The organism is Pseudoalteromonas sp. OF5H-5 (genome assembly GCF_021530695.1).
Classification (GTDB): domain Bacteria; phylum Pseudomonadota; class Gammaproteobacteria; order Enterobacterales; family Alteromonadaceae; genus Pseudoalteromonas.
In genome coordinates, this window is sequence record NZ_JAKGBF010000001.1 from 179,478 (window position 1) to 200,713 (window position 21,236).

The window sequence follows — 21,236 nt, forward strand, 5'->3', positions numbered from 1 at the left end:
TATTATTCTCTGTGGTAAGGATGATTATTATTTAAACTCCAGCCACGATACAAGCTCTCGGCAACCACTATACGCACCAAAGGGTGGGGTAGGGTTAAGTTTGATAATGACCATTTTTGTTCAGCCGCAGCAATACATTCTGGTGCAAGCCCTTCAGGGCCGCCAATCAGTAAGCTAACATCGCGACCGTCCAGCTGCCACTTTTCCATATTGCTCGCAAGTTGGTGTGTATCCCATGGCTTGCCAGTCACTTCTAAGGTTACGATCCGATTGCCTTTTGGAATAGCGGCTAAGGTTTTTTCACCTTCTTGTTGCAAAATGCGTTTAATATCTGCGTTTTTCCCCCGTTTGCCAGCGCTAATTTCAATTAACTCCAGTGGCATATCTTTGGGAAAGCGTCTTTGATATTCGGTGAAGCCAGTTTCAACCCACTTCGGCATTTTGGTACCTACTGCAATGAGTTGGATCTTCACATTAGCCCCACAGCTTTTCTAGGTCATAAAAATCACGGGTTTGGTCTTGCATTACGTGAACAACAACGTCACCCAAATCAACCAATACCCACTCACCAACGTCTTGACCTTCTTGGCCAATTGGTGTTTCTCCAGCATGACGTGCTTCTTTTGCGACATGATCGGCAATCGATTGTACATGGCGTTTTGAAGTGCCTGTACAGATCACTAAGTAATCGGTGATTGAAGAAGTTTCGCGAACGTCGAGCTTAACAATATCACGCGCTTTCATATCATCTACTTTGTCTAGCGCGAAATCTAATAATTGTTGTGAATCCAAGTTTTTGTCTCTGTATTTCAAATAATCGGCGATTTTAACATGCTTTATGGGGTTAATCAGCATACAAGCCATGGCTATTTATATAATCTATGACAGAAGCGGGCAGCCAATGTTCCAAATATTCTTTGTCATGCTGTGCAATTGCAGCTCTTATTGTACTCGATGCAATGTCTTTTTGCTCACCGTGAAGGAAATAGCAGTGTCCAGCCTTGGTGGTTTGGAGTCTATTTGAGCTATCTGTGCGTGCTTTGGCTAAATAAGCCGAGACTTTAGCATCTGGTGAGCAATGTTCTTTTGGGCGTTGATACACTACCAGATGACACAGCTTTGTAATTTCTTGCCATTGATACCAAGTGTGCAGGCTATTAAACGAGTCCATACCCATTAAAAATAAAATCGGCTGATCCTGATATTCGTTACGCAGCTCTTGCAGTGTTAGCAGGCTGTAAGAGGGTCCTTGTCGGTCAAGCTCACGTTTATCAATAACCAGTTTTTGTTGCCCTGATAGCAAATTAGCAAGCATCGCTAGGCGATGCTCGTCACTGATGCTGGGCTTTTGTTTATGAACCGGTATGGCACAAGGTAAAAATTTTAACTCAGCCAGATTTAGCTCGTCGACGCAGCGCATCGCCATATTTAAATGGCCCAAATGCGGAGGATCGAAAGTACCACCAAACAAAGCAATCATACATGCTCACCCTGGCTAATTGGTAACGGCATTGCTATAGATGTAGCAAAGGCTAGCGCGATGTGTGCTAGAGCTTGATATGGCGCAGTGAGCCTTGCTTCTTTATATGCGGTATCAAAGTCCGCCATCATACAGAGCAACTGTTTCATCTGCTCTAGCGTTAATCTGTCTAACGCTTGCTGCGTGATGGTTTGCTGATTTTTCCAGACATTATGCTTTTTATAGGCATCCGCAAGCGTAGTGCCGGTTTGCCACAAGGTTTTAACACCCAGCAGGGTGCGTGCTTGGTTTTGCAAGGTCCAGAGAATACTCGCGGGCTCTACATTATCGCTGGCGAGCTTATTCAATACTTTGATGATTTGTTTAGGGTTGCCACTTAGCAATCCGGTATTTAAATCAAAAATATCGAACTTAGATTGATTTAATAAGCCGCTCAGCAATTGCTGTTCATCAACCGGGTTTTTACCAAATAGTAAGGAGAGCTTTTCGAGCTCCTGATGCGTTGCAAGCAAGTTGCCTTCTGTGGCGACGAGGAGGGCGCGCTTGCCTTGTGGTGACACAGACAGCTTCAGCCGCTTACATTCATCATCAAACCAGCGCTCAAGATGACGGCCCGTTAACGCATAGCAAGGGACGAACAGGCCTTTAGGCTCTAATGCTTTGAACCAAGCGGTTCGTTGAATGTCTTGACCCGCGCCCAGCCCTTTAAAAATAACAACGACATCTGGATTGACCTGTTCGGCCAAAGACTTTAAAACCGCAACACCTTGGGTAGGAACTTTTTGCTCGTTAAAGTCGAACTCGATGAGCGTACGCGCACTGAACAAAGACATACTGTTGTACTGTGCACTGAGCTCTTGCCAGTCAAATCCCGGAAGTAGAGCAAATTTAATGACTTCGTCAAAGCCTTGCTGCTTGGCTGCGGTTCGTATGGCAAGTACACATTCGCCTTGCTGAAAGGGTTCTTCACCAAAGACCAGATAAAAAGGGGCAAGCCCTTTACTTAGGTAATTGGAGAGTTGATTGGCATAACAACGCATTACAGTTGCGACAACTCTCGAATAATACGTTGGCTTGCAAGACGGCGCATCTCGGTTAGGATCAGCTCAAGCTCTTTTGCCTTTGCTAGCGCGTTGTCTGGGTCGTCCTGATAGTTACGATACAGCTCGAACATTTGTTTAACGGGTTCTTGGCCCGGACGACTCAATCGGTACGACACGCGATACGCCAGTTCATACTGAGCAACCTGACCATTTTTGAACAAACTGAGTGTTTGACGTTCAAGTGAGTCATTGTACAAGTACAATTCAGCAGCTTGTTTGGTATTTTTTGGTGTAAGGGATACCTGAGCGCGCTGAAGATCAGACTGTAGCTGTTCAAACAGGGCTGAACGCTTGTCGTCACCGCTTAAGGTGATTTCTTTTAGATCGTCAGGAAGGTAAGAGGCTTGCTTGAGGTGAAAACCGCAGCTCGCCACGAAGAAGCAAGCTAGCAAAACTGCTAGCTTGCTGGTGTGCCAAAATAGGCTATGCATCTTAGTTTGCAACCACATTAAGTAGTTTACCAGGAACATAGATCACCTTACGGATGGTCTTGCCGTCAGTAAATTTAGTGACGTTTTCTTCGCTAAATGCAATCGCTTCAACTTGTTCTTGCGTTGCATCTGCCGCCACGGTGATTTTAGAGCGCAGCTTGCCATTGACTTGTACAACGATAAGCTTTTCATCTTCAACTAGTGCGCTTTGGTCGACAATAGGCCATGCCGCATCAAGAATATCGCCAGCTTTGCCAAGCTCAGCCCATAGCTCGTGACACATGTGCGGTGTGATAGGCGCAAGCATGATCACCATGGCTTCTAGCGCTTCGTTTGCTAGTGCAATGTCTTGCTCATCGCTCAGTGGCGCTTTGATAAGCTTATTTGAAAGCTCCATCACCGCCGCAATTGCCGTGTTGAACGTTTGACGACGTTCGATATCGTCTGTCACCTTTGCAATGGCTTTGTGGATGTCGCGACGTAGCGTCTTTTGCGCTGCATTTAGTTTGCTTAAATCAAGCTCGGCAGTACCAGCTTGCTTTACGTCAACTGCGTATTTCCAAATACGACGAAGGAAACGGTGCGCACCTTCAACGCCTGAGTCAGACCATTCAAGCGTTTGTTCTGGTGGAGCCGTAAACATCATGAATAAGCGAACTGTGTCAGCGCCGTATTGCTTGATAACCGTTTGCGGGTCAATACCATTGTTCTTCGACTTAGACATTTTGCTCATGCCTGCAGAGAATACCGGCTCGCCGTCTTCTTTATGCCACGCTTTAGTGATGCGGCCTTTGTCGTCAGTCTCAGTTAATACGTCAGTTGGTGCGATCCAAATATCGCCGCCTTTCTCGTCTTTGCGGTAGTAAGTATCCGCAAGTACCATGCCTTGACATAGTAGACGCTCAAATGGCTCATCAGAATTCACTAAACCGAAATCACGTAGCAACTTGTGGAAGAAGCGCGAGTACAACAAGTGCAAGATAGCGTGCTCAATACCACCAATATATTGGTTTACTGGTAGCCAGTAGTTTGCAGCACCTGGTTCAAGCATACCTTCATCGTAGCGTGGGCTACAGTAACGTGCATAGTACCAAGATGATTCCATAAAGGTGTCGAATGTATCGGTTTCGTGGAATACCGCTTCACCATTTATTGTTGCTTTTGCCCATTCTGGATCTGCTTTAATCGGTGAAGTTACTCCATTCATGATTACGTCTTCAGGTAGACGAACAGGGAGCATGTCTTCAGGTGCCGCAAGCTCAGAACCATCTTCTTTGTTCAACATTGGGATTGGCGAACCCCAATAACGCTGGCGGCTCACACCCCAATCGCGAAGACGGAAGTTTACTTTGCGTTTACCTACGCCAAGTGATTCTAATTTAGTCGCGATGGCGTTAAATGCACCTTCAAAGTCTAGGCCATCGAACTCGCCAGAGTTGATAAGCGTACCTTTTTCGGTAAATGCCGCTTCAGCCAGATTGGCTTCTACTTCTGCGCCGGCTAGAGGCTGAATAACTTGTTTGATCTCAAGACCATAAGCGGTTGCAAACTCATAATCACGTTGGTCGTGACCCGGTACTGCCATCACGGCACCTGAGCCGTAATCCATCAGTACAAAGTTAGCTACCCAAATTGGCACCTCTTGTCCTGTGAGTGGGTGGATAGCCGTAAAGCCAGTTGCGATGCCTTTTTTCTCCATTGTTGCCATATCTGCTTCGGCAACTTTGGTGTTCTTGCACTCTTCAACAAAGCGAGAGATCGCTTCGCTGTTTTTCGCCGCTTCTTGAGCGATCGGATGACCTGCCGCAACTGCCACATAAGTCACGCCCATAAAGGTATCAGGGCGGGTGGTGTATACGGTGAAGCTTTCGTCGTTGTCGGCACGTTTAAAGTCGATTTCAACGCCTTCTGAGCGACCAATCCAGTTACGCTGCATGGTTTTAACTTGCTCAGGCCAGTGGTCAAGCTTGTCTAAGTCATCCAGCAACTCTTGTGCATAATCGGTGATCTTAATGAACCATTGTGGAATTTCTTTTTGCTCGACAATGGCACCAGAGCGCCAACCACGGCCGTCGATTACCTGTTCATTTGCCAGTACCGTTTGGTCAACTGGATCCCAGTTTACCGTTGACATCTTTTTGTATACTAAGCCTTTTTCGTAAAGCTTAGTGAAGAACCACTGTTCCCACTTATAATATTCAGGGTGACAAGTCGCGATTTCACGATCCCAGTCGTAACCAAAACCAAGTAACTTAAGCTGGTTGCGCATGTAGTCGATATTTTCGTAGGTCCATTTCGCCGGTGCGGTATTATTTTTAATTGCCGCGTTTTCAGCTGGAAGACCAAACGCATCCCAACCCATAGGTTGCATAACGTTTTTGCCTTGTAGGCGTTGGAAACGAGAAACCACATCACCAATGGTGTAGTTACGTACGTGACCCATGTGGAGGCGACCACTTGGGTATGGGAACATTGAGAGACAGTAGTACTTCTCTTTACTTTCGTCTTCGACAACTTTGAAGGTATTGTTTTCTTCCCAGTACGACTGTACTTTGGCTTCGATATCTTGCGGGTTATATTGCTCTTGCATCTAGGTTTCCAAACATCTGGCAAAATTAATAGAAAATTGCTCGATAGCATACCCGAAATTGGCCAGCAATCACAGCACCTAAAGTGGAATTATTTTAGTCGATTGCCGCGGACTAAAGGTGGTGTCGAAGTGGAGATAAACTACGCGAAGATCTGCAGCGGTAAAAGGGTAAATTTTGTGCTGTTGCAAGTAAGAGTTATTATCACTTACTATTGCTAAATATCGAAAGAAGTTTGAGAATTCCCTTGATAAAATTGTGGTTACGCCGTGCTCACCTAGTAATGGCGCTAGTGGCTGGTGCATTTATTATTTGCTTAAGCTTAACTGGGGCACTGCTTATATATGCCAAAGATATTCAATATCTTACTCAGCCTCAGTTGTGGCGAGTTGAGCCACAGTCTGAGCCTCTTGGGGTAGAGCAAATAGTAACCTTTATTGAATCTACAACCGCTGAAAAAGTTTCACTGTTTATGCCTGAGCAGCAACCGGATTTGGCGTGGCAACTGAAGTTGTCTAGCGGTGATTATGTTAGCGTTAACCCCTACAGTGGCGAGATCCTTCATCGCTACGAGTATTATTCTACGATATATGGCTTTACGATGGCGCTACACCGTTGGTTGTTGTTTGAAGATGCTGACAACAAAAAGCCGCTTAGAGACTGGGTATCTATTTGTGCACTTGTACTCATTATTGAGTTAGTGTTGGGCTTTTATCTTTGGGTAAAGCCTAAAAATTGCTTGAAACGATTAGTGATAAAACCAAAAGCTAAGCTAAGGATTTTGCTTTATCAGTTACACACCGTATTGGGGGTATATTTGCTTTTACCTATACTGCTCATTGCCTTCAGTGGTATGGCGTTTAACTGGCAGCCGCAAACTAAGGCTGTGGTTGAGTGGTTAAGCTTTGATGAGGTTGAAGTAAGGCCAAAACCACCCACTATTGCGGTTAATTTTCACGGCTTACCCTACGATTTAAATAGCGCTACAAAGCGCGTAAAATCTATCTTCCCAGACGGTCAGTTGTTCCGTATTTATATGCCTGACAAAGCGTCCGACAGCGTCGCTTATAGAGTTCAAAACCCTGGTGAAAGTCATGCCTACAGCTGGGTTTGGGTAAATCCTTATAACAGTGAGGTGGTAGCGCAATATGATGCATCAAAAGCCGGAGTCGCTACGCAAATATGGAACTTTAAGTACAAGTTTCATATTGGTGACTTTGCCGGTCCCATCGTGCAATTTGTTTGGTTAATGCTTGCCTTAATTCCGACTTTTTTCACGGTATCCGGCCTGTATTTTTGGCTGCAACGTCATCGTAGGAAGCGGTAATTAACTTCACTCTAAGTTACTGTTATGTGGATATAATTGCAAAAATCGATGTAAAGTAGGATGGTCTTGCAGTAAAGGGTAATGCAAACTATTCACATTAACCTTGTTTTTACTGAAGTTTGGCAATATTATATTGCCGCTTTTTACATCATTATTATTCTAAATCCAGCAAGGATAACCATGTTAAAAACTACTCTCAGTATGGTAGCGTTGGCTGTTAGCGCAGCAGCCATTGCAGACGATACCAATGTTAAAGATCTTCAAGCTGCAGATATGGAGCATATCGTGGTCTCGGGCAGTCGTGTGTTTGAAAGCATCGATGAAGTGCCTGCCTCCATTACGATTATTAATCAAAAACAAATCGAAGATCATTTAAAAGTAAATCCAGAACTACAAAGTTTGTTATCTCAAATTGTTCCTGGTCTTGCTCCGGATACGGGTAGTTCAAGCAATACTGGGCAATCGTTGCGTGGACGTGCGCCTCTGGTGATGATTGACGGTGTACCTCAGTCTACACCACTGCGAAATGGTTCTTTGGGTGTAAAAACACTCGATCCAAGTGCCATCGCTCGTATAGAAGTTATCAAAGGGGCAACCTCAATTTATGGTAATGGTGCTTCAGGCGGGATCATTAACTACATCACCAAGCAGGCTAAAAGCGATGGCAAACCAGAAGGTGAAATTAGCCTATCTAGCCGCTTTAGCGCAGTAAAACTTGCAGAGAGTGCGGGTGCTCGAATTGCGGGCGCGATTAATGGCCGCGTTGACCAGTTTAGTTATTTAGTCACGGCAAGCTATGAAGAAAACGGTGTTCAGCGTGATGCTGAAGGTGATATTCTAGGTTTACAGTATGGTCTGTCGGATACCGTGACAGAAAACTACTTTACTAAGCTTGGCTATGACTTTGATGAAGACAAGCAACTGCAATTTAGCTATAACTTCTACAGTTCACAGCAAAAAACGGACCTAGGTGATGTATTTGGTAACATCAATTTAGGTGAAAAATCTTACGCTATTCACGTGCCACCAGCTCAGCAAAAACAAGGTAAGCCACAAGGTCCTGAAGGTAATGAAAACATTACTTTGAAATACACCGATATAGAAGTTTTTGCTAATACACAAATGACGCTTGATGCGTATATGCAAGACATTGAGAACGTGTTCTTCTTCTCTCCAAGCTTAGCAAACCCTGATGAAGGATACACTGGCGGTCAATCTATCATCCGCTCTGAAAAAAAGGGCGCGCGTGCGACATTTAATACCTTGGTTGATTTTGACAATGTCCAAGCTACCTTCATTTATGGTATTGATGCGTTGAATGATGTGACCTCACAGCCACTTGTCGATGGTCGTATTTGGGTGCCGGAAATGGACATGGAAAGCATCGCAGGTTACCTACAGACCAAGTGGATTGTTGCCGATGACCTAGTGTTAAAAGCGGGAGTGAGACAAGAAAGTATTGATCTTGCGGTAGCTGATTACCAAACACTAAAACTTTGCCGCTCAGCGGATCAGTGCTCTGTGCCACTTAACGTGAAAGGTGACACCATTGACTATGACGCCACAACTTACAACGTGGGTATTAAATATAACGCAAATGAAAAGTTCAGCCCATTCGCCAGTTACTCGCAGGGCTCTGACATCTCGGATATTGGCCGTCTGCTGCGCAGTGCAACAGTAGAAGATATTGGTCAAATTCAAACAGAAGCATCAATTGTTGATAACTACGAAATCGGTTTTAACTCTCAATTTGAGACGTTACGATTTGAATTTGCGGCATATAGAAGTACATCTGAGTTTGGCACAACGAATAAATTCAATGAAGTAACCGGAGTTTATGAGCCTGTTCGAGCACCACAAAAAATTTGGGGTTATGAGGCACTTGTCGATTACAAGATCAATGACACGCTAAAACTCATTGCCACATATAGCTATGTTGAGGGTAAAGATACTAAAGCGGATACGTACCTTGGCTCGAGACAAATTAGCCCACCAAAGCTTACGGCAAACCTAAACTGGCAGCCAATTGATGCGTTATCGATGACGTTAAGCTGGTTACATGTCGGCGACCGTAAACGCTTTGAGCGGAACGATAAAGGTAACTATGTTGGAGATCAAGGTCCAATTGACAGCTATAACGTGGTTAACTTTAGTGGTCAATATCAATTCGGCCAAAGCTGGCAAGCATTTGTTGGTATTGAGAACTTATTTAATTCAGACTACTACCCAGCTCGCGCACAAGCCTATACGTACGGTGGCTATAACATCAAAGGCCTTGGTACAACAGCAACCGTTGGCGTTAAGTATCGCTTCTAAGCTAATAGCAATGACTTTTGGCTTCATAATCTAAAGCCAAATGGGTTTGCTGAGCACCCAGTTCAGCAAACCCTAATACAATGAATGGTATATCTGGTCTACACTTAATCTATTGGCGAAACAGGAGTGTAGCAATGGCGGATTATCAAAAATGGCTGGATCAATTTTCCGATTGGCTCAAAGACGTCAAAGAACATGAAATTGACGATTTATCTAAGCGATTCTGGGAAGCGCAGAGCGCACTGAAAGACTACACCAAACAAACCTATGATGATTATAGTTACTATTTAAAACGTGACTTGGAACATCTTCTCGAAAACAAATCCTTCTATGATGAAGCGGCTTGGAGTGAGCTCAAAGCCAACATCTTATTTGAAATATCCCAATTAGAAGATAGAACTCAACTTGAGTGGTCCGCACTTTTAAAAGATTTTGAACACCAAGGCATTTATAAAGAAGGTGAATGGATAGCTTTGGGACAATTAGTATGTAAGAATTGTGGCTATAAATTAGATGTTTATTATGCCATCAAGATCCCAGCTTGCAGCGAGTGCGGGCATGGGGAATATACTAGAAAAGCATTAGCGCCCTAAAGTGTGGGCGCTCAGCTTGGAAGCACCAAGCTGAGTAGACTAACGTATGCGAATAATACAAAGAAGTTAGAATGACCAAATCTAAATTGTCGTCTGAAAAAGCACTGCCTGCGAGCCAGCTCGCGCCATCAGTTTCGTTGACTCACATAGAAAATTGTATCCAAAACCCTTACCCAGAAGCGCTGCCATTTATTGGCCAGCAGCGCGCTCAAACCGCCCTAGACTTTGCCTTGGGAATGGAGCTTCCCGGTTATAATGTGTATGTCATGGGAGAAGCGGCGCTGGGTCGTTTTACCATGGTGAAAGACAAGCTCGAGGCGCACAGTAAAACTAAGCCAACGCCCAAAGAATGGTTGTACGTTAATAACTATGACGACCATCGTGAGCCTATCGCGCTATTTATGCAGGCGGGCGAAAGTAAGCAGCTTGAGGCCGATATTGACGCCTTTATTGATGAGATCTTAGATACTTTTCCTGCAGCTTTTGACAATCCGGGTTATCAACGCAAGAAAAAGTCGCTAGATAAAGAATTCGAACAAAAATACGATGCTGCGATCACCGCTGTTGAGCAACAAGCTATGAATATGAGTGTTGCACTGATAGAAGATACAGGGACAGTTGGCTTTGCTCCTGTGGTCGATGGTAAACAGCTCAGTGATACGGAGTTTTCGGCACTAGACGAGCATGTTCAGGCACACTTTTTAACCGCAATTGAAACATTAGAAGATGCCCTCATTGAGTCGCTTATTGAGCTGCCAAGATGGAAACGCGAATCCTCAGAGCGCTTGCGTAATCTTAAAAAAACCACCATTGAAATGGCGACTAAACCGCTATTAAAAGCACTTGAGCATAAGTATGCCGCACACATTGGCGTGCTGCGTTATCTTAAAGACCTCAAGGTTGAAATTGTCGATGCGGTATTAGATTGGCTAGACGACGATAGTAGTAACAGCGACGAAAACAAAGATGACTTTGACTCAAAGGGAATGCTCACTGACTTTTTTGCGCCCAATATTCTGGTTGAGTTTAAAGAGGACGACCCTGCGCCTGTAGTGTATGAGCCAAATCCGACCTTTGGTAATATTTTTGGTAAGGTGGAATATGCAACCTCTCAAGGTAATTTGATCACCAGCTATCGCTCTATTCAAGCCGGTGCATTGCACCGCGCCAATGGCGGTTATCTGATCATGGATGCGGAAAAGGTCATGGCTAACGCCCAGGTGTGGGATGGCCTTAAACTGTCGTTAAAAACCCACCAAATTAAAAATGACCTACCGTACCAAGACAATTCGGTGGGCAGCAGCTTTACCTTAAAGCCGCAGCTAATTCCGTTGGATGTCAAAATTATTCTTTTGGGGTCGCGAGACCTGTATTACACCATTGGTGAATACGATGAAGAGTTTGCAGAACTATTTAGAGTGCTGGCCGATTTTGATTACTATTTACCAAGCTCGGACAAAATGCAGTACCAATTTATCACTAAGGTGATGGAATACTGTAATGATACCTTGAAAATTGAGCTTAGCTCAGCGGCGCTGGCGCGTATGCTTAAATTTAGCTATCGCCAAGCGGAGCACCACAGTAAGCTTTCGGCGCGCTTTGCTGATGTTTTGGAGCTGGTGGCAGAAGCCAGTTTTTATGCCAAGCAAGATGGCGTAAACCAAATTGCCGCTAATCACATTGATGAGGCGATAGCTGGAAAAGAATATCGAACAGGGCAGTTAAGTGAAAATATGCTCAGCGATATTCAAGAAGGGCATACCTTGATTGCAACCGAAGGCACCGCAATTGGTAAGGTAAATGGCCTGACGGTACTGCATATTGGTGACACCGCATTTGGTACGCCTGCGCGTATTACCTCTACGGTATACGCAGGTGCTGACGGGGTGATTGACGTTGAACGTGAGGTAGACTTAGGTAAGTCAATTCACTCAAAAGGCGTGATGCTGCTTACCGGTTACCTAGGTAACAAGTATGCGCAAGACTTTAGCCTGACACTCAGTGCAAATATCGCCATTGAACAAAATTATGGTTTTATTGACGGTGATAGCGCATCACTTGCAGAGCTTTGTGCGCTGCTATCGGCTGTGACGCAACTGCCCGTGGATCAATCTTTAGCGCTCACCGGCTCAATAAACCAACACGGTGAAGTACAAGCCATTGGTGGTGTAAACGAAAAAATCGAAGGCTTCTTTAAACTCTGCAAAATGCGAGGCCTCACAGGTAAGCAAGGGGTGATCGTCCCTGAATCTAACAAGGTCAACTTAGTGTTAGATGATCAAGTGATTGCAGCTGTTGAAAAAGGCTTATTCCATGTCTATGCCGTTGCCACAGTAGATGAAGCGCTTAGCTTGTTAATGGATAGACCTGCAGGAGAGCTAAGTGATGAAGGCTATCCCGAAAACAGTATCAATGCAGTTGCAATGGCGAAGCTTGAGCGTATTGCGAAAGTCGTAAACGGCGATGATGACAAAGGAGAAGAAAACCATGACGACAACTAATATTATCCTCGTTATTGTTGCACTGGTGATTGCAGTGGTGTTTTTTCGTGGTGGTCAGAAACAAAAGCAGCTTGCGCAGTTTAATCGAATTCAAGCGGCTGACTTTTTGAAAGAAAACGAAAAGCGCACAGAGGTACATAAAACTGACTCAGGTCTTCAGTACGAAATAATCACTCAAACTGACGGTGGCAAACAGCCAAATGCAACGAGCAAAGTTAAAGTGCATTATCATGGCACTTTACTTGATGGCTCCGTATTCGACAGTTCGGTACTGCGTGACCAACCCATCAGTTTTGGACTTAATCAAGTGATCCCAGGTTGGACAGAAGGCGTGCAATTGATGAGCGAAGGGGATAAATACCGCTTTTGGATTGGTCCAGACTTAGGCTATGGTGACCGTGCTGCAGGTAAAATCGAACCGGGTTCGTTATTAGTGTTTGAAGTTGAGCTGCTCGCGGTAGAGTGATCGGTGTTATTGTTGTGTAGGGCGCTACGGCATATAGCTTGAATAAACGTAGCGCCATACGCAGTTAATGGAGCAACAATCTACATAAATACAGCCAATTATTTTCCTTTATTTTCTGTATAGCGACTAAGCAGCATATTGGCGACCTGTTGCTTTACAGCCCGTTTGTCATTAGGGTCAACGCCAAAACGTTCCGCCAGTAGTGCGATTTCTTCATCGGTTAGATTGAAGGATAAGCGTTGCCGAGTTTTCTTCGATTTAACTTCTAAATCAAGGATCTTTCTGATCATATCGGATGGCGTTAGCTCTTCGTCTATCGCCTGTTTTTTAATGCTTTTTTGTACTTCCGTGGTTAAGTCGAAGGCCATTTGTGTGGCCCTCAAAGCCACTTCTTGACGTTTCCACTTGTCTTCTCTTGTGGTCACGAGTTAGCTCCAGGAAATAGGTCAACAATATCGCTCAGTGGGCGACACATGGTTAGTGACACGTCAGTTTCCCCCCCATCCCAGATCTCGATATTGATAGCGAACTTTTCGTCAGGACTAAGTAACTCGATAACTTCACATACTTCGCCACTTTCATCTTGATAGCGTGGCAAGGCGCGACCGCGATAATCGCTATCGTAAAAATAGCAAACGTAGGGCGCTTCACTTTGTTGATAGCTTTTACCTAAGAATCGCTCGAAAATCTCTGGAGTAGCGTGGGTGTCGATGTGGGTCAGTGCTTCTTCATCGAAAATACGCGCAAATTCATCAAGCGTAAAAATAGCATCGACGTCTTCTCTTTGGATTTTGATAGAGAAATTCGCGTATTCCTCACCGTCATTTTGTTCAATTTGCAAAAAAGTAATGTTACCTGAATCACTTTCGAGAACAAATTCATATGTAGCGCTGCGTTCAAACTGGTAAGTTTGTACACCAGCCACTTTGAGGGTTTGCCCCTTGAGCCAGCTAGGGTAAGCGAACGAATCGATGATGGTGAGCATATCTCCAACTTGCAGATCTTTTGCATGAGTAAGCTGTCGCTCAGGAGTTTTTTTTGATTTAAAAAAGCCAAACATAATGCACCTACATAATCAAAAAGGGTAAAAAGGAGGCGAGGCCTCCTTTTTCTAATCAGCAAATATTAGTTGCTTTGTTTCGCTCTAATACGTTCAAGAATATCATTACTCTTTTGCGTAGAGCCAATTCCTGCTTCTGCCATTTTGGCTTTTAGATCAGCACCCGTTGCAGCGGCTTCAAGCTCTTTTGCCGCAGCCAGTTGATCTTGCCTATCTTGCTGGCGTTGCTTGATACGCTCAAGCGACTGACGTGCATTTACCATAGATGACGAATTAGTATTCAGCGTACTGTTTACTGCCATGGTTGCTTTTTGAACGCTGTCTGTGGTTTTTACCATTGTTAGTTGGCGCTGGTTTTCTTTAATCGTTTTTTCAGCTTCTTTAATTTGCTGTTTTAACAGGATCACATGTTTACTAAAACCGTCTAGCACTTGCTGGTGCTCTGCGCGCTCAACTTCAAATTCACCGATTTTCTCTGCGATTTCTACCGCTAAAGCTTCGTTACCTTTTTCCAGCGCTTGTCCAGCATAGTTTTCATGCTCGATAATGCTTTCGTCAAGTGCAGCTAATTTGCGTTTTGTCTGCATCTCTTTCGCCATTACTTCTGTTAAGTTCTTTTTGGCTTTAGCTAATGCGTTTTGTGCGTCAGCAATTTCTTGCTCAAAAATACGAATGCCATTTGCGTCAACAATTGACTCACCAACTTCTCTAGCGCCACCACGAACAGCAGTAAATAATTTCTTTAAAATACTCATTTCACAACTCCAATATTACTCATTCAAATACACAGTCACGGCTTCCAATGCTTCGATTGCATTGTCCGCGAGGGTGACCAGTTCGTGCGTGATCTCATCAATTGAGGAGGAAACGGCTAGAGCACCAAATATCGCATACTGCTCATCAATTTTAGCAAACGCACTCAGCGGGATCGGCACATTCAGTTTTAATAGTGCTTCATTTAACTCGTTTAGCAACTCAGGCTTTACCTCATTCTCTTTAAATAGGTAACTAATGCATACAAGTTGTTCTTCAGTCTGAGTCACAAAAATTGGTAATTCGTCATTTCCGTCAACAATCACTTGCAATACATCTTGCTCGCCTTCATTGGCGATTAAGAATGATTCGAAGTTAGCACCTTCTGTTTCAAATGATGCTAATTTGATTGATAGTTCATTTAATTCCATCTTCATTTACCTTTTTTGTTTTGACATATTATGTCTGAGTTAAGAGTTGCACGTAAGACATAATATGTCAATGACCGTGCGCTAATTTTTATACAACTCATCTTCTGTTTGCCATGCTTGGCGATAATAATCGTATAGTCTGCCCGTTCCTAACTGGTTGACTTCAATATCTTTTGCTCCGTCAAAAAAGCGATTTGGGAAGGCGAACGTCGCGAGTAAATACTCTTTGTTTATCCAGTTACTTGGAACAGGCAAAGACTCGACCGACCGGATCCTAGCACTTGCTGGTTGTCCTGTTCTCGTTGCGATTGTCCATCCCCATTGGCCAAATGAGGGAATATTCTGCTGATATTGCTCAACATGCGTAAACCCGGCATGCTTTACCGTTTTAGCTATGCTAATAAACGCTTTTTTGGCGTGATAGGGAGATGTTGACTGAATAGCGAGTGCACCATCGGGTGCCAGTAATTGACGCACATGATTATAAAAGTAGTCGCTATATAGTTTATTCAAATCGGGGTGATTAGGGTCAGGTAAGTCGATAATGATGGTGTCAAATTGTCTACCTTGGTCGAGCATTTTTTCTACTTCTAAAAATGCATCTGCAACGATAACCGTTGCTCTTGGATCGTTTAAGGCGTTGCCATTCAAGCGGGTTAATTGACTGGTGATATGTGGTCTAGCTGGGTAGGGCTGCCCTTGTAGTCCAAATAACGAAAGTAGTTGTCCATCCAAATCGATTAAGGTTGCATTTTCAACAGGCCATTCCAGTACATCTCGAAGTGCCAGACCATCTCCGCCGCCAATGATTAATACCTTTTCGCGCCGGTTAGAAGCCAGCATTGCAGGATAAACGAGCATAGTGTGATAGATCTGTTCATCTACAGATGAAAACTGTAATCGACCATTTAAGAATAAATCGTTAATTGGCATCGGTTGTGCGCGGCTCAATCGCTCAGTGATGACAACATGTTGATACTTAGTTGATTCTGAATAGATCACCTTGTCTTTGTATAGCACATTGCTGAGGTCTTTCATCCAAAGAGAGCCATGGCTCAGGATGACAAAAAAGATACCAAGTAGAACAAAGTGGCAAGCAAACAGCAGCTTAGCGAAGCGGACATGAGCATGGTAACGCCATAGGAAGATAAGTCCTGCAATGATATTAAATAGCGCAGTCCACGCTGCTGCTTGCATTATTGGCAGCGCAAGCATAATCGTGACCCAAATGGCAGCACCAACACCAGCACCGATATAATCTGCACCGTAAATGGTACCTGCGTTATTTTCAAGGAAGCGGCCATACACTTGTTGACGGATCCTAGCAATCAGCGGAATTTCCATGCCAATTAAAATGCCTAGAATGAGGCCGAAAACATAAGGTAAAAATCGGGCAAATGCTTGTAATTGCGCAAATGGCATGCCATCTAAGACACTATCGGGAGGCAAGCTGTAAAGGCTAGAAAGTGTATGGGGTAGGGTATAGGTAAGTGCAATAACACTGGCGATCACCAAAATACTGCTCATGCCGAGTAGCGCAATTAGGCTTTCAAGCCATGCAAAAGCGGTAAAGGGATCTTTAAACCAGCGCGCTAAAAATGCGCCAATGCCCATGGCCACGATCATAGTGCCTATCATGGCATAAATCGCGCTTTCTACAGAGCCTAAAACGCGGCCAGCATAATGGGAGAGCAAATATTCGTAGATTAGGCCGCAACCGGCCAAAATGGCCATGACGCCAATAAGTAGGGTGTCGTGACCAAACAACGACCAGTTGCCGGTCACTCTTGCTGAAGTTTGTGGTGCAGATGCGCTCAAGGGTTATGCACCTAACAAACTTGCCATAGTCGTACCAATCGCAAAAGAAAGCGCGGCTGAGATTGCAGCAACACCAATATTCTTTTGTCTGTTCACTTCATCGGAAATATCTTTACCTGCCAGAATAATTTTTATCATGACGAGGTGTAAGACGATGAAAAGCACAATGCTACCCAGTGCTGCAATACTCCAGTAAAGTAGGCTTGAGTTAATATTGTCAGCTACATACGGCGCTAAACCGGACGCTGCAGTCAGTGCCAGAGCCGAGCCGATTAAAAAGCCCGCGTAGCGGATCCCAACCGCGATATTGTTGTCTTTAATTGCCTGCTGTAAACAGTCGCCACTTTTGTTGGTGCGCTTGAATAGTTGTACTCGGTATTGGCTCACAAGCAGCATACAAATATTACCAATAATGAAGGCTGCAACCACAATAGGTAAGCCATACCAGCCTTCTGTGAGTACCCAAAGTAGAGCTGAGCGGATCACAATGGCAACGCTCACCACATGGCCAAAGTCAATCAGTGCTGAGGTGACATTACCTTTAACGATTTCGTCATGGAGGTTTACTTTGCGTAGCGCGACTTTGTCTTGGAAAAAGTGACCGAGCTTGATAAGGATGATACCAACGATACCATAGCCCGTCATTTGTAGCGCTTCTTGAGCTAAAGAACTGGCAAAAGCACCACTTGAAATACCTGAAATTACAATGGCCAGACCTGCTAAACCACCAGCAAAACTGAGGCCAAATGCAAAGTTGTCTTTTTCTGTGATTTCATCGTTTGCATGAAGGTTAGATACCCAACCTTTGATGTATTTTAAGCTAACAAATAACGCGACGATCACCGCCATATCTATTAGCAATGCTTGAAAAGTCCAAGCTGTTAATCCGTTAAATTGGTACATGTGTTAACTCCGCTATATATGCGCTATTTGCCCCGGCTTACGCCACGGGAGGTTCTACTTGAGCTATTGCGAACAGAGCCGTAGCTTGATGTTCGAGAATAGCTGCTTCGAGTTACTGCTGATGGGGTGTTACTACTTCGACTTAACCCTGAAGCGCCAGACTTTTTCTTGGCATAGGGACTGGTAAATTGTTTGCCTTGGCGTTGATACGATTGTTGAGTACGTTTGGCGAGCTCAGTTTGGCGTTTGTAGCCTTTATAACTGGTGTATCTGTGGCGGCCATAGTCGCTGTAGTAACTGTATCTGCGATGTTTACTCCAGCGGCCATATTCCACATCACCGACAATATCTCCAAGCATGCGATACATGCCATACCACATCCAAAAGCTAGTGCCGTTAGAGTTAGTCTGCCATTCGCCATAGTTGGCATTGCCAACAAGCTGATTGCCGACACTGGTCTGACCGTTTGCCGCTTGTTCCGCCTGCTGACTAATAGCGCCAACTCGCGCTAGCTTGCCATCTGACATATCAGCTAAAACATTGATTGGATCTGTCAGCGCATCATTGAACAAACTGATGGAAGCGGCTTCTTTTAACAACACTGCTTGGTTGATAATGTCGTCGCTGTTCATACTTGGAGCGGGGGACTTGAGGGACTGATAACGAGTCAATAAACTCTGATATAAGGTTCCACTGCTTGTTGCGTCTTGGGCAATAATTTGCGCAATTTCACTGAGCTGAGGTTTTTGCTGACTAAGTACTTTGCCATACTCAGTCAAAAGGTTGGCATTTCTCACCTGCTTTTTATCAAGGGCGGTTCCCAGCGTATTTATCGCTGTTGAAGCTTCTTGAAGTGTATGTGTAATGGTTTGCTGGATACGTTCTTCTTTCGATCCGCAGCCCAGCATTAGGCTCAAAACACACAGTAGGCTAACCAGTTTCCAAATTCTAAAGTTGGACATTCATTGTCACCTAATCTACCTTGACCGTTCATTTAAATGTGCTGTTTTATTGAGCTTAAGTCAACTCAAACGTGCCGTGATTGGCATGTTAAATGGGCTTAAATTGTAACAATAAATCAGTCTAGAGAGTTATTATCTATACACCTTAACATTTGTATTAATATAAACCATAGCGTTAGGTGAACTGGGATAATAATAGAGTTTGTTCATATAGAAGTTGCATTCGTATGAATGCAACGATCACCAAAGCATCAATATAAATCTATCGATACTACAAGGTTAATATACCTTAGCAATTTGCCTCTAGAATGTCATAAATAGCATCTTCTAGGTCTTCTAAATCAGTTTCATCTATCAGCAATCTGGCTTTTGATTCATCAAGGTCTAGCGCCTCCGCAAAGAAGCCTTTAAAGCCTCGCGCTTTGCGGTCAATCTCAAAGATAATTTCTAGTTGCTCACCGCGATTAAAGAAAACCACTTCCACTTCATCAAAGCGACCATGGAAGTCACCTGTGATCGTTTTAAACTCTAGCTCTTGTACGAATGGGAGGCGTGAGAAAGATACTTCATCAATACCTTCACAGTCTGATTCATAGAGTTTAAAGCCAAGCGCTTCCATCGCATCGATAGCCGCTTGTTGTAGCTCGGTAGGTACTATGTGTAAATAGTCCCTATCTGACTTGTCGAGCGCCATATCAATATCAAGGTTGGTAGCAATCCAAGTTTTGGATTGTCCAACGGTAAGCGGGGTTTCTTCAGCGAGGTCAAGCGCAAATGGAATGTGCTTTTCATCACCGGGTTCGATAGTAAATCGTTCGTTGATTTGAAATTTAGCAAGGGTGTGGTTTTTAGTGATGGTCGTTGTTTCACCTTCACTGTCTTCTCTTTCAACCGTGTAGTTACACATTACGTTAAGATCTATTTTGTTGATCTCTTGAGCAACTTTGCCACCGATGATTTTAACCGTTCCAGAAATTTCTTCGCCAGGAGAGGCGTGATGGGTCTCTAAGATGGTATCTACTTTTGCTGCACCGATACCGACTGCGCCAAGGGCTTTTTTGAAAAAAGACATAGTCATCCTTATATATCTTGTGACCTTCCATCATGGAAAGCGCTGTTGTGTCGATTATAGGAATTATTATCTATTCGTCAATTGCTTTTCTCTTTCGAAGCCAATGACTTGAAAATATTTTCTTTGATACAGTCGGTAATTAGTCATTATTCGTGAAATTGGTATATTATTTTATAACGATAGCCGTAGATGAGCTGTGTTCATTGGCATGTTTCAAATTGCAAAGTTCAAGTTTATAGAATTATGGAACAGGATGTTGCAACGCCTCATGGTCAAGGATCGTCGTATGGCCCGCACTCAAGCTTTGGCGCAACCGAGCTATGAGGAATTGGCGTCGACATTAAGTGCGATGCCGGACTTGATGTTTGAACTAGACGAAGAGGGGCGACACTGGGACGCCAGAATACTCCGCCCTGAGTTGTTAGTCGCGCCTGCAGAACAATTGATTGGCCATACGGTGACTGAAGTGATGCCAGAGCAAGCCGCTAAAATAGTGATGCGGGCATTACAGGAAGCAAAAGTTAACGGCTATTCACACGGCAGCCATATTCACTTGTCTACGCCTGTTGGCGAGCGTTGGTTTGAAGTCTCTATCGCCCGTAAGATTGTGACTGCAAGCGATAATCATGCTGAAACACGTTTTATCGTGTTATCTCGGGATATCAATGATCGTAAGTTGGAGTATCTTGAAGCCGAGAAGCTGGCGTATCATGATCAATTAACCGAATTACCGAATCGCCATGTTCTCCAACATGGGTTGATGGAGCAACTCCATGCCGGGCAGCTGTTTGGTAGTTACAGCGCAATCTTGTTCTTGGACCTTGACGATTTTAAAAAAGTAAATGACTTGCATGGTCACCATGTGGGGGATCAGTTACTCAAGGCGGTTGCTCAGCGTTTGAGTGCTAGCGTACGTGAGGATGATGTGGTGATCCGTTGGGGAGGTGATGAGTTTGTGATTTTAATTACTCATTTATCTCCACAACAGCCTCAAGCCGAATCTCATGTGGTTGGGATCTGCCAGCAAATAATCAACAAGGTAGATAAACCATATCTCTTTGAAGGCAATAAACTAAGTTGTCGGATTAGTATCGGTGTCAGTCTGTTTAATAACCTCGACATCGAGACTGGGATCCAACAGGCAGATTCCGCTATGTATCAAGCCAAGCAATCTGACAGTGTGCGCTATGCTTTCCACAACAAACCGATTAAGGATGTTGGAACCTAGATAAATTCATCTGACAATAACGACAACCATGATACACTTCGCGACTTTTCAGCAGTTTGAGGTAGAGAATGAAAGTCGGGTTTGATTAACTAAGCTCTCATTGTGCTATGTCTAGTGTGTTATGCAAAATGGTGGAGACTGAGATCCAACAGGCTTATTCCACTATACTTTTCACAACAAGCCAATTAATGGTGCTGTAACCTA

Annotated in this window: 20 protein-coding genes; 6 read left to right on the forward strand and 14 right to left on the reverse strand. The window is 44.1% G+C overall.

What is annotated here, in order from left to right:
• Positions 1-2 precede the first annotated feature (2 nt).
• From rlmH to leuS, 6 genes are read right to left on the reverse strand one after another with little or no spacing between them, the layout of a single operon-like run.
• Complete coding sequence (gene rlmH, locus L1271_RS00820) at positions 3-473, reverse strand: 23S rRNA (pseudouridine(1915)-N(3))-methyltransferase RlmH (protein ID WP_010372039.1); 471 nt, start codon at positions 471-473, stop codon at positions 3-5.
• Position 474: 1 nt separating this feature from the next.
• Positions 475-792 (reverse strand): ribosome silencing factor, encoded by a 318-nt coding sequence (gene rsfS, locus L1271_RS00825; protein ID WP_010372036.1) that lies wholly within the window; start codon positions 790-792, stop codon positions 475-477.
• Between the two features lie 52 nt (positions 793-844).
• Complete coding sequence (nadD, locus tag L1271_RS00830; RefSeq protein WP_235366558.1) at positions 845-1,480, reverse strand: nicotinate-nucleotide adenylyltransferase; 636 nt, start codon at positions 1,478-1,480, stop codon at positions 845-847.
• Positions 1,477-2,520, reverse strand: coding sequence for a DNA polymerase III subunit delta (holA, locus tag L1271_RS00835; protein WP_235366559.1), 1,044 nt, complete (start codon positions 2,518-2,520; stop codon positions 1,477-1,479). Before holA ends, nadD begins: the two co-directional genes overlap by 4 nt.
• Complete coding sequence (locus L1271_RS00840; protein ID WP_102057329.1) at positions 2,520-3,032, reverse strand: LPS-assembly lipoprotein LptE; 513 nt, start codon at positions 3,030-3,032, stop codon at positions 2,520-2,522. Before L1271_RS00840 ends, holA begins: the two co-directional genes overlap by 1 nt.
• Positions 3,016-5,604 carry a leucine--tRNA ligase gene (leuS, locus tag L1271_RS00845; protein WP_235366560.1) on the reverse strand — a complete coding sequence of 863 codons (2,589 nt, stop codon included), beginning with the start codon at positions 5,602-5,604 and terminating at the stop codon, positions 3,016-3,018. Before leuS ends, L1271_RS00840 begins: the two co-directional genes overlap by 17 nt.
• 248 nt (positions 5,605-5,852) lie before the next feature.
• Between leuS and L1271_RS00850 the strand changes: the two genes are divergently transcribed.
• From L1271_RS00850 to L1271_RS00870, 5 genes are all read left to right on the forward strand, one after another.
• Complete coding sequence (locus L1271_RS00850; protein ID WP_266069460.1) at positions 5,853-6,929, forward strand: PepSY-associated TM helix domain-containing protein; 1,077 nt, start codon at positions 5,853-5,855, stop codon at positions 6,927-6,929.
• Positions 6,930-7,109: 180 nt separating this feature from the next.
• Entirely contained in the window at positions 7,110-9,245 is a 2,136-nt protein-coding gene (locus L1271_RS00855; RefSeq protein ID WP_102057881.1) for a TonB-dependent receptor, read from the forward strand.
• Positions 9,246-9,379: 134 nt separating this feature from the next.
• Complete coding sequence (locus tag L1271_RS00860; RefSeq protein WP_017216346.1) at positions 9,380-9,838, forward strand: zinc ribbon-containing protein; 459 nt, start codon at positions 9,380-9,382, stop codon at positions 9,836-9,838.
• A gap of 71 nt (positions 9,839-9,909) precedes the next feature.
• On the forward strand, positions 9,910-12,339 hold the full coding sequence (locus tag L1271_RS00865; RefSeq protein WP_235366561.1) for a Lon protease family protein: 2,430 nt from the start codon (positions 9,910-9,912) through the stop codon (positions 12,337-12,339).
• Entirely contained in the window at positions 12,326-12,805 is a 480-nt protein-coding gene (locus L1271_RS00870) for an FKBP-type peptidyl-prolyl cis-trans isomerase (protein WP_010606161.1), read from the forward strand. Before L1271_RS00865 ends, L1271_RS00870 begins: the two co-directional genes overlap by 14 nt.
• A gap of 98 nt (positions 12,806-12,903) precedes the next feature.
• Here the strand turns inward: L1271_RS00870 and L1271_RS00875 are convergent, their stop codons facing one another.
• The 8 genes from L1271_RS00875 to L1271_RS00910 all read right to left on the reverse strand — a co-directional run bounded on the left by L1271_RS00875 (position 12,904) and on the right by L1271_RS00910 (position 19,804).
• Entirely contained in the window at positions 12,904-13,230 is a 327-nt protein-coding gene (locus L1271_RS00875) for a hypothetical protein (protein WP_069018990.1), read from the reverse strand.
• A complete protein-coding gene (locus L1271_RS00880) occupies positions 13,227-13,865 on the reverse strand; it encodes a DUF4178 domain-containing protein (RefSeq protein ID WP_235366562.1) in 639 nt (212 codons plus the stop codon). Before L1271_RS00880 ends, L1271_RS00875 begins: the two co-directional genes overlap by 4 nt.
• Positions 13,866-13,930: 65 nt before the next feature.
• Complete coding sequence (locus L1271_RS00885) at positions 13,931-14,620, reverse strand: PspA/IM30 family protein (protein ID WP_010606164.1); 690 nt, start codon at positions 14,618-14,620, stop codon at positions 13,931-13,933.
• 15 nt (positions 14,621-14,635) lie between these two features.
• Positions 14,636-15,049, reverse strand: coding sequence for a DUF2170 family protein (locus tag L1271_RS00890; RefSeq protein ID WP_010606165.1), 414 nt, complete (start codon positions 15,047-15,049; stop codon positions 14,636-14,638).
• 81 nt (positions 15,050-15,130) lie between these two features.
• The gene (locus tag L1271_RS00895) at positions 15,131-16,783 is read right to left on the reverse strand and encodes a polyamine aminopropyltransferase (protein ID WP_233525254.1); all 1,653 of its coding nucleotides are present in this window, start codon (positions 16,781-16,783) and stop codon (positions 15,131-15,133) included.
• 87 nt (positions 16,784-16,870) lie between these two features.
• A complete protein-coding gene (locus L1271_RS00900) occupies positions 16,871-17,770 on the reverse strand; it encodes a DUF350 domain-containing protein (protein WP_010606167.1) in 900 nt (299 codons plus the stop codon).
• Positions 17,771-17,793: 23 nt separating this feature from the next.
• Positions 17,794-18,732 carry a CHAD domain-containing protein gene (locus L1271_RS00905; protein ID WP_235366563.1) on the reverse strand — a complete coding sequence of 313 codons (939 nt, stop codon included), beginning with the start codon at positions 18,730-18,732 and terminating at the stop codon, positions 17,794-17,796.
• Positions 18,733-19,021: 289 nt separating this feature from the next.
• On the reverse strand, positions 19,022-19,804 hold the full coding sequence (locus tag L1271_RS00910) for a sporulation protein (protein WP_010606169.1): 783 nt from the start codon (positions 19,802-19,804) through the stop codon (positions 19,022-19,024).
• 286 nt (positions 19,805-20,090) lie between these two features.
• Between L1271_RS00910 and L1271_RS00915 the strand changes: the two genes are divergently transcribed.
• On the forward strand, positions 20,091-21,032 hold the full coding sequence (locus L1271_RS00915) for a sensor domain-containing diguanylate cyclase (protein WP_010606170.1): 942 nt from the start codon (positions 20,091-20,093) through the stop codon (positions 21,030-21,032).
• Positions 21,033-21,236 lie beyond the last annotated feature (204 nt).